This is a genomic window from Collinsella sp. HCP3S3_E11, assembly GCF_052067375.1.
Taxonomy (GTDB): Bacteria; Actinomycetota; Coriobacteriia; order Coriobacteriales; family Coriobacteriaceae; genus Collinsella.
This window is the reverse complement of sequence record NZ_JBQHQI010000010.1, coordinates 51,808-61,398: the sequence shown is the minus strand read 5'-3', so window position 1 is coordinate 61,398 and position 9,591 is coordinate 51,808. Positions and strand designations below refer to the sequence as shown.

At 55.1% G+C, this 9,591-nt stretch carries 6 protein-coding genes; 2 read left to right on the top strand and 4 right to left on the bottom strand.

Annotated features, from left to right (window positions below):
• On the top strand, window positions 1-259 hold a 259-nt coding region (locus tag ACTM86_RS06910; RefSeq protein ID WP_441016464.1), incomplete at its 5' end, for an agmatine deiminase family protein.
• 448 nt (window positions 260-707) lie between these two features.
• Here ACTM86_RS06910 and ACTM86_RS06905 read toward each other — a convergent pair.
• Window positions 708-1,127: a YjdF family protein gene (locus tag ACTM86_RS06905; protein WP_427796066.1), complete on the bottom strand. Its 420-nt coding sequence runs from the start codon at window positions 1,125-1,127 to the stop codon at window positions 708-710.
• Between the two features lie 1,518 nt (window positions 1,128-2,645).
• Here ACTM86_RS06905 and tet(W) point away from each other — a divergent pair.
• On the top strand, window positions 2,646-4,565 hold the full coding sequence (gene tet(W), locus ACTM86_RS06900; RefSeq protein ID WP_441016467.1) for a tetracycline resistance ribosomal protection protein Tet(W): 1,920 nt from the start codon (window positions 2,646-2,648) through the stop codon (window positions 4,563-4,565).
• Between the two features lie 35 nt (window positions 4,566-4,600).
• Here the strand turns inward: tet(W) and ACTM86_RS06895 are convergent, their stop codons facing one another.
• From ACTM86_RS06895 to ACTM86_RS06885, 3 genes are all read right to left on the bottom strand, one after another.
• Window positions 4,601-4,816, bottom strand: coding sequence for a hypothetical protein (locus ACTM86_RS06895; RefSeq protein WP_441016470.1), 216 nt, complete (start codon window positions 4,814-4,816; stop codon window positions 4,601-4,603).
• Between the two features lie 265 nt (window positions 4,817-5,081).
• Entirely contained in the window at window positions 5,082-7,322 is a 2,241-nt protein-coding gene (locus tag ACTM86_RS06890; protein ID WP_441016473.1) for a DNA gyrase subunit A, read from the bottom strand.
• Between the two features lie 45 nt (window positions 7,323-7,367).
• Window positions 7,368-9,365, bottom strand: a complete 1,998-nt coding sequence (locus tag ACTM86_RS06885; RefSeq protein WP_441016476.1) for a DNA gyrase/topoisomerase IV subunit B — start codon at window positions 9,363-9,365, stop codon at window positions 7,368-7,370.
• Between the last annotated feature and the right edge of the window lie 226 nt (window positions 9,366-9,591).

Below are 9,591 nucleotides of genomic sequence, written 5' to 3'. Positions count from 1 at the left end.
CGCCGACGAGAACGCCGAGCCGCGCGTCCCCGACGAGCCGCTGATCGCCTCCTACATGAACTACCTCGTGACCAACCACGGCGTCATCGTCCCGCAGTACGGCGACGAGAATGACCAGCTGGCCGTCGACACGCTCCAGGAGATCTACGACGAGGTCTGGGGCGAGGGCGTCTACAAGTGCGTGGGCGTCAAGTCCGACCAGGTCGTCTACGGCGGCGGCAACATCCACTGCATCACGCAGCAGGAGCCGTCCGCCTAATAGCCCGGCTTCCCGGGGCGCGGCGCCCCTCTTTCGCGGGAGTCCGCCGCACCCCGGAGGCCCGGTCGGCCAGGCGAACGGGGCCGGCCGGCCGGGCTTTCCCCGGGCGCTCCGCTGCCTCCACACCGGAGCGCCCTTCCCCTTCGATTGGATACCCGTCTGGCCTGGGACCTGTTGCGGGTTAGGCCAATTGTTCGCTTGGATATCCCAGGTCAGACGCGTATCCAATTGCCGAAAGTTCCCGGTCGTATACGCGGCCGTCTTGATCGGAGTATCTATGTACCAGCGTATTTAATTACTGCGCTGGAATAGAACAAATGCTCGATAAATTAATTTAGCATCAGACAGCGGGCGCAGTTTCAGTCGAATCCGTGCCCGCTGCTGTATGTGTGAGCAGTGTGAATAGGGGACGTAGCCCTGTTCACACCTGGACCGATGTCGGCACCGGTCAATGCCCACGATGCTTCTGCTTACGCTTCAACTTCCGCTGCTCGAAGCGCGCCTCCGCCTCATCCGCGCGACGCTGACTTCTTGCTTGAGCCGACTCCCGCTTCATCGCTTCCCGCTGTGCCGCGAGCGCCTGTTGTGCCTTGGTGCTCACCGCGGGCCGTTTAAGGGCTTTCGCTGCCTCGCGAGCGCGCCGCTTGGGGTTCTTCGCGGGCTTGCTTGTCTCAGTGGCCTTGTCGCCGAAGAACGAGAGCTTCTCCCATTTGCCGACAACGAATTGCAGGATCTCCTCATCGGACGGCTCCGCGCCGAAGACGATGCGGGCGACGCCGTATCTGCCGTCCTCGACATGCTCCGCCAGCCCGACCCAGAATTGGCCGTCATGATATACGGTCAGGGTGGACGACACACTGATCTGCATGGTTGGTTCCTCCTTTATGTAGATGACCATGCAGAGAAGGGACAACCAAGGAGGCAGGTCACTGATGCGGACCCCCGCACGCCCACGACTACCCGACGGGGACTGTGTTTTTATCTCTGGTAGTTGGATTGTAGCACGCGCAGACGCGCCCTTCATCGCTGGCGACATGACATGGTTGGGGCTTACCACCCGACGCGCCCTTGCGCATATCGTCTTCTCATTTTCGAAACTTTAAAAGACCTTGAGTTTCGAAACCGCGAAGGAGAGTTTAAGCAAGAGACGACGTTAGCTCTGAGTCGACGCTCGAGAAGGGGCTCTCGTCGCTTCTGTCCATCAGGGATGCAGTCACGAAGGTCCTCATCGCCCGCGCGGGAGTTCGAACGCGCGCAAATCGATACGGACGCAAGCGAAGCCCCAGTCAGCTCCATGACTTATGGGAAAGCCGCCCTCTGCAGGCTTCTTACCCTTGTTGTGGCGGTTGTTGTTTACGGTGTTGTTTGCGTTCGCATTGGCAGAGGAGCTGTCGCCGTTGCCCCTCCGTTTTCGTCAGTACCGGGCTGGGTGGCTGCCCTTCAGTCTGCATGCAAGGTGAGATCGGGCCCAGCGCCGTCTTTTTATAAGCGCTTTGGCGAAAACGTCCTGCTTATCAGAAGGATTTAAGTCCCAATTAAACAAGGAGCGGAAAGAGAGCCATATGCGATAGCAATGATTTCGCTATTGCATCTTCTGCTTGCATTTGCCTTAAGAAACCCTATATTAAAATGAGGCGCAATCGTATCCTTTTACCAAATCTGAGCAAGCGCATATATGCCCCAGCTCAGATTCAAAAGACTTTGAAAGCGAGATGCCATGAGCAAATGCTCATGTACGGTAAGGAAGCAAGCAACCGAAAACAAGAGATAGACCGCCAGCACTACACTATTCCGAACCAAAGACCAAAAGATAAGCATTGTGGGAAAATCTAAACTTTTGGATTTTCCTACAATGCCGACTACGGCGGAATCCCTCCCACTCCTTATATATTTCTTTCTGTATACATTGAATTTGTATTTAGTAAAATGCAGACAACACCACGGATCGGCTTTTGGCTGGACAATTCCAACCAAACACCGCAGCAGACAGTAGAAACCATTCTGAACGTTAGGAAGCCGGTATGATTGTTACATATAAGGGGAAGAAAAATTTCTTTTAGATACTTGTTTTCCTAAAACTGATGTGATATAATAATTCAAGTCCAGAAAAGGAGTAAAAAATATGCGGCAAGGTATTCTTAAATAAAACTATAATCAAATAGTGGGAACAAAGGATTATGATAGTCCCTTTTGTAGGGGCTTAGTTTTTTGTACCCAATTTAAGAATACTTTTGCCTTATCAATTTTGACATATCCCCAAAAACAGCACTCACAAACAGGTGTATGCTGTATACGTGTATGTCCGCAATTATCATCCCCAGTGGTAAAAGTATTTTACTGCTGGGGATTTTTATGCCCTTCGGGGCAGTAAAGGGAGGACAATCACATGAAAATAATCAATATCGGGATTCTTGCCCATGTAGACGCTGGAAAGACAACCTTGACGGAGAGCCTGCTATATGCCAGCGGAGCCATTTCAGAACCGGGGAGCGTCGAAAAAGGGACAACGAGGACGGACACCATGCTTTTGGAGCGGCAGCGTGGGATTACCATTCAAGCGGCAGTCACTTCCTTCCAGTGGAACAGATGTAAAGTCAACATTGTGGATACGCCCGGCCACATGGATTTTTTGGCGGAGGTGTACCGCTCTTTGGCTGTTTTAGATGGGGCCATCTTGGTGATCTCCGCTAAAGATGGTGTGCAGGCCCAGACCCGTATTCTGTTCCATGCCCTGCGGAAAATGGACATTCCCACCGTTATCTTTATCAACAAGATCGACCAGACTGGCGTTGATTTGCAAGGCGTGTATCAGTCTGTTCGGGATAAGCTCTCCGCCGATATTATCATCAAGCAGACGGTGTCGCTGTCCCCGGAAATAGTCCTGGAGGAAAATACCGACATAGAAGCATGGGATGCGGTCATTGAAAATAACGATGAATTATTGGAAAAGTATATCGCAGGAGAACCAATCAGCCGGGAAGAACTTGCGCAGGAGGAACAGCGGCGGGTTCAAGACGCCTCCCTGTTCCCGGTCTATCATGGCAGCGCCAAAAAGGGCCTTGGCATTCAACCGTTGATGGATGCGGTGACAGGGCTGTTCCAACCAATTGGGGAACAGGGGAGCGCCGCCCTATGCGGCAGCGTTTTCAAGGTGGAGTATACAGATTGTGACCAGCGGCTCATCTATCTGCGGCTATACAGCGGAACGCTGCGCCTGCGGGATACGGTGGCCCTGGCCGGGAGAGAAAAGCTGAAAATCACAGAGATGCGTATTCCATCCAAAGGGGAGATTGTTCGTACAGACACCGCCCACAAGGGCGAAATTGTCATTCTTCCCAGCGACAGCGTGGGATTAAACGACGTATTGGGGGACAACACCCGACTTCCTCGTGAAAGGTGGCGCGATGCCCCCCTCCCCATGCTGCGGACGACGATTGCGCCGAAAACGGCAACGCAAAGAGAACGGCTGCTGGACGCTCTTACGCAAATTGCGGATACTGACCCGCTTTTGCGCTACGAGGTGGATTCCATCACCCATGAGATCATTCTTTCTTTTTTGGGCCGGGTGCAGTTGGAGGTCGTTTCCGCTTTGCTGTCGGAAAAATACAAGATTGAAACAGTGGTAAAGGAACCCACCATCATTTATATGGAGCGGCCGCTCAAAGCAGCCAGCCACACCATCCATATCGAGGTGCCGCCCAACCCGTTTTGGGCATCTATCGGACTGTCTGTTACACCACTCCCGCTTGGCTCCGGCGTACAATACGAGAGCCGGGTTTCGCTGGGATACTTGAACCAGAGTTTTCAAAACGCTGTCAGGGATGGTATCCGTTACGGGCTGGAGCAGGGCTTGTTCGGCTGGAACGTAACGGACTGTAAGATTTGCTTTGAATACGGGCTTTATTACAGTCCGGTCAGCACGCCGGCGGACTTCCGCTCATTGGCCCCGATTGTATTGGAACAGGCATTGAAGGAATCAGGGACGCAACTGCTGGAACCTTATCTCTCCTTCACCCTCTATGCGCCCCGGGAATATCTTTCCAGGGCTTATCATGATGCACCGAAATACTGTGCCACCATCGAAACGGTCCAGGTAAAAAAGGATGAAGTTGTCTTTACGGGCGAGATTCCCGCCCGCTGTATACAGGCATACCGTACTGATCTGGCCTTTTACACCAACGGGCAGAGCGTATGCCTGACGGAACTGAAAGGGTATCAGGCCGCTGTCGGCGAGCCGGTCATCCAGCCCCGCCGTCCAAACAGCCGCCTGGACAAGGTGCGCCATATGTTTCAGAAGGTAATGTAAAGATACATAATCGTCAAGACGGCAACAATCAGAAGTTATGGAGGGTAACAATGGAACGCCGTTTCTGAAAGGAGCGAGAGAAGCGCCGTCTTGCCCGTTCCCCTTGCTCCCGTAATAATAGTCGACAGGTTGGGATCTCCCGGGCCGTTGATAAAGCCACGGTTGATGTCGCGCAGGATATGCTCGCGACCCGCTAGAAAGGGAGGGACGCTTCCAAATGTTGGGGTAAAGGGGTTCTTGCTGTACTCCATGGTAGCTCCTTTGCAAGTTTTGCTAATTTTTGCAAGTTTTGCTAACTTTTGCAAGTTTTGCTAACTTTTGCAAGTTTTGCTAACGACAGACCAAAGGGCATCGAAGCAGTGGCGCTGACATGTTTTACGCAGAAAAATAAGCAGAAATCAATTTATCTGCGTTAAAAAATAGTTGAGAAGAAAAACGACGAGTCCCGGGCGCAATGCCGTTGCGTTCCGGGCCTCGTCGCTTTGCGAAGTGTCTAACGATCTCGTTGCCGTCGTCCTAGTCAAACAGACTCGGCATGTCGTTTTCTTTCATGAGGGCACCGGCGGAGGGTAGACTCTGCGCGGTGAACTTCTCGGCCGAGACGCCGGCGCCAAGGATTTCCTCGGTCGTGCCGACGGTGGTGACCGAGCGACCCTTCTTGGCGGTAAAGGCCTGGACGCCCTGCGTGTTGGTGGTCGTCTTGGTCTTGAGCAGCGACGTGTTGAAGTTCATCAAGCGGTAGTCGCTCGAGACCAGCGCGATGTCGCGGTCCTCCTTGAGCACCTGTGCATACAGCAGTTTGCTGCCGCCGTAGATGGCGTTCTTGAGGCGCTTGCGGTTGGTCTTGGTAACGTATCCAGAAAGCGCGACGCGCACCACGCGGCCGTTCTCAAAGACAAACAGCACGTCGGCCTTGTAGTCCTCGGGGTCGATGACCCAGATGACGCTCTCGTCGGGTTCCATCTCAAGATCGGTGGGCAAGTACGAGCCCAGCTGGGCCGACTTGGTGTCCTCAAACGCCGCAACCTTGCACTTGTATACCTGGCTCTTGTTGGTAAAGACCAGCAGCTCGTGGGTGTTGGAGGACGGGAACTCGATAAAGGGTTTGTCGCCGTCTTTGTATTTGAGCGTCGCAGCCTTCTTGAGTACGCGGTCCGTCATCTTCTTAAGGTAGCCATCGCGCGAGAGCATGATGGTCACCGGGTACTCCTCGACCTCGGGCTCCAGGCTTACCTCGATAACCTCATGGGGCTCAATCCTGCCCGTGCGGCGCGGCATCACGTACTTCTTGTTGACCGCAGCCAGCTCGTCGCTGATGACCTTCTTGATGTTCTCTTCGCTGGAGAGGATTTCCTCTAGCTCGGCAATCTCACCCTCGAGCTTAGCGATGTCTTTGGTGCGGTTGAGGATGTACTCCTCGTTGATGTTGCGGAGCTTAAGCTCGGCAACAAACTCGGCCTGGGTCTCGTCGATGTCGAAACCCTTCATAAGGTTGGGCACGACCTCGGCCTCGAGCTTGGTGCCACGGATGATGGCGATGGCCTTGTCGATGTCGAGCAGAATCGCCTCGAGGCCGTGCAGCAGGTGCAGGCGCTCGGACTTTTTGCCCAAGTCAAAGTTAATGCGGCGACGCGTGGACTCAATACGCCACTTGACCCACTCGTGCAGGATCTGGCGTACGCCCATAACGCGGGGGTAACCATCGACCAACACGTTAAAGTTGCATGAGAACGAATCCTGCAGCGTAGTCGAGCGATAGAGCTTGGCCATGAGCTTGTCGGGGTCGACACCGCGCTTAAGATCGATGGCGATACGCAGGCCCGAGAGGTCAGTCTCGTCGCGGATGTCAGCGATCTCCTTGACCTTGCCCTCTTTGGAGAGCTTGACGATGCGATCGATGATGACATCGGTCTTGGTGGTGTAGGGGATCTCGTAGACCTCGATGATGCGCTCTTCGGGAATCCAGCGCCAGCGGGAGCGGATCTGGAAGCTGCCAAGGCCGGTCTCGATAATCTTTTCCATCTCCTCGCGGCGGTAGATAATCTCACCGCCGGTCGAGAAGTCGGGCATGGGCATATATTCGAGCAGATCGCAGTTAGGATCCTGCAGGTAGTGCATGGTGGCGGTGCAGACCTCGTTGAGGTTGAAGCCGCAGATGTCAGACGCCATGGCGACGCCGATGCCCTTGTTGGCCGAGACAAGGATGTTGGGGAACGTGGTGGGCAACAGGCGCGGCTCCTTCATGGCGCCGTCGTAGCTGTCGACAAAGTCGACCGGGTCTTTGTCGATGTCTTTGAAGATCTCGGCACTGATGGGGGAGAGCTTGGCCTCGGTGTAACGCGAGGCGGCGTAGCTCAGGTCGCCCGAATAGTACTTGCCAAAGTTGCCCTTCGACTCCACGAAGGGGGCGAGCAGCGCCTCGTTGCCGGTGGCCAAGCGCACCATCGTCTCGTAGATCGCGGCGTCGCCGTGCGGGTTGAGCTTCATGGTTTGACCCACGATGTTGGCGCTCTTCTGGCGCTCACCTTTGAGCAAGCCCATCTTGTACATGGTGTAGAGCAGCTTGCGGTGCGAGGGCTTAAAACCGTCGATCTCGGGGAACGCACGCGAAACGTTGACGCTCATGGCGTAGGGCATGTAGTTGACCTCGAGCGTCTGCGTGATCGGCTGATTGGTGACCTCGGAGTGCAGGCCGATGACGTTCTCGGCGTTGACCTGCTTTTTCTTTGGCTGGTTCTTCGTCTTCTTCTTTGCCACGATTTCCTCTTGAACTTCTTATGGGCCGTCGTTATCGATTTGCTGCTACTGCAGGTCCAGCTGGTCCAGGTATTCCTTGCCGTGCTCCGAGATATGACGCTTGCGGCCCGCCTCGTCGCTGCCCAGCAGAAGGTTGAACATGGTCTCCATCTTGGTGACGTCTTCGGACTCCACCTTGATCAGACGACGCGTCTCGGGGTTCATGGTGGTGAGCCACATCATGTCCGGGTCGTTCTCACCAAGACCCTTGGAGCGGTTGATGGAACACTTCTGGTCGCCGATCTCCTTAAGAATGCCGTTCTTCTCGAGCTCGGTGTAGGCAAAATAGGTCTTTTCTTTGCAGTTGATTTCGTAGAGCGGCGACTCGGCGATATACACGTAGCCTTCGTCGATAAGCGTGGGCACCAGGCGATAGAGCATGGTGAGCACGAGCGTACGGATGTGATAACCGTCGACGTCGGCGTCCGTACAGATGATGACCTTGTTCCAGTTAAGGTTGTCCAGGTCGAAGGCGCCCAGGTTCTTGATGCGCTTGTCCTTGATCTCCACGCCGCAGCCCAGCACGCGCATGAGGTCCATGATGATGTCGGACTTAAAGATGCGCGGATAGTCCTCCTTTAGGCAGTTGAGGATCTTGCCGCGGACGGGCATAACGCCCTGGAACTCGGCATCGCGCGAGGTGCGAATGGCGCCTGCTGCCGAGTCGCCCTCTACGATGTAGATCTCGCGACGGCTCTTGTCCTTGGATCGGCAGTCGATGAATTTCTGCACGCGGTTGGCCATGTCGGTCTTCTGCTGCAGGTTGGTCTTGATGCTCTGGCGCGTCTTCTCGGCATTCTCGCGCGAGCGCTTGTTGATGAGCACCTGCTCCATGATCTTGTTGGCGGCGTCTTTGTTCTCGATCAAGTAGGTCGAGAGGCGCTCCTTAAAGAATGCCGTCATGGCCTGCTGGATAAAGCGGTTGTTGATGGCCTTCTTAGTCTGGTTTTCGTAGGACGTCTGGGTGGAGAAGCAGTTGGTCACCAGCACCAGACAGTCCTGGACGTCCTGCCATTTGATGCCGCTCTCGTTTTTGTTGTACTTGCCCTGTTGCTTGATGTAGGCATCGATGGCGCTGGTCAGGGCGCTACGGGCCGCCTTTTCGGGTGAGCCGCCGTTCTCGAGCCAGGAGGAGTTGTGGTAGTACTCCTGCATTGTGAAAGTGCGCGAGAAGCACATGCAAGCAGTGATTTTTACGTTGTAATCGGGCAGATCCTCGCGATCGCGACCGCGACGGTCGGCCTCGATAAAGAAGGGCTCGGTAAGGTAGTCGGCACCGACCTTCTCGAGCACGTAGTCCTCGATGCCCTTGGGATAGCAGAAGTCCTCTTGGGAAAACTCGCCGTCGTCGCCCTCGATGCGCAGCCGGAAGGTCACGTTGGCGTTGACCACGGCCTGGCGGCGCATGGTCTCGCGATACCAATCGTGGGGGATGCTGATGGAGGTAAAGACCTCAAGATCGGGGCGCCACTTGATGGTGGTACCGGTGCGGTCCTCGTCGCTGGGCTCAACCTCGAGTGCTTTCTTTTTGGCGCCGACGACCTTGCCCTTCTTAAAGTGCAGGGAGTACTTGTTGCCGTCGCGCCAAACCGTGACGTCCATGTATTCGGAGGCGTACTGGGTTGCGCACGAGCCCAGGCCGTTGGTGCCGAGCGAGAAGTCGTAGTCGCCGCCCTGGTTGTTGTTGTACTTACCGCCGGCGTAAAGCTCGCAAAAGACGAGTTCCCAGTTAAAGCGCTTCTCGGAGGGGTTCCAGTCAAGCGGGCAGCCGCGGCCGTTGTCCTCTACCTGAATGGAGCCATCGCGAAAGGCGGTAAGGGTGATGAGCTTGCCGTAGCCCTGGCGCGCCTCGTCAACGGCGTTGGACAGGATCTCGAAGGCGGCATGCGCGCAACCGTCGAGCCCGTCCGAGCCAAAGATGACGGCGGGGCGCAGGCGTACGCGCTCCTCGTCCTTGAGCTGGCGGATACTGTCGTTACCATAGTTTGCGGTGTTTTTTGCCATACTCGCTCTCTCGGTGCTCCTTTGCTGCGTTTAAGTCATATAGATAGTCAAGGTAGCATAGCCCAGCCCACAGACGATTCCAACCAACACGAAATCCATCGAACAATCGTTCGGAGTTCGATGAGGTTTCGTTTACTCGCGCAAAACCGAGTCGGTATTGTGCGAGTAAGTTTGAATTGCGAACCGAAGTTGTAATGTCCGCATAGCGATGACGAATGAGCCGAGT

What these genes read in the sequence shown, in the direction of transcription:
- ACTM86_RS06905 (WP_427796066.1), bottom strand. Translation starts at nt 1,127, where the DNA reads ATGCAGATCAGTGTGTCGTCCACCCTGACCGTATATCATGACGGCCAA.
- ACTM86_RS06895 (WP_441016470.1), bottom strand. Translation starts at nt 4,816, where the DNA reads ATGGAGTACAGCAAGAACCCCTTTACCCCAACATTTGGAAGCGTCCCT.
- ACTM86_RS06885 (WP_441016476.1), bottom strand. Translation starts at nt 9,365, where the DNA reads ATGGCAAAAAACACCGCAAACTATGGTAACGACAGTATCCGCCAGCTC.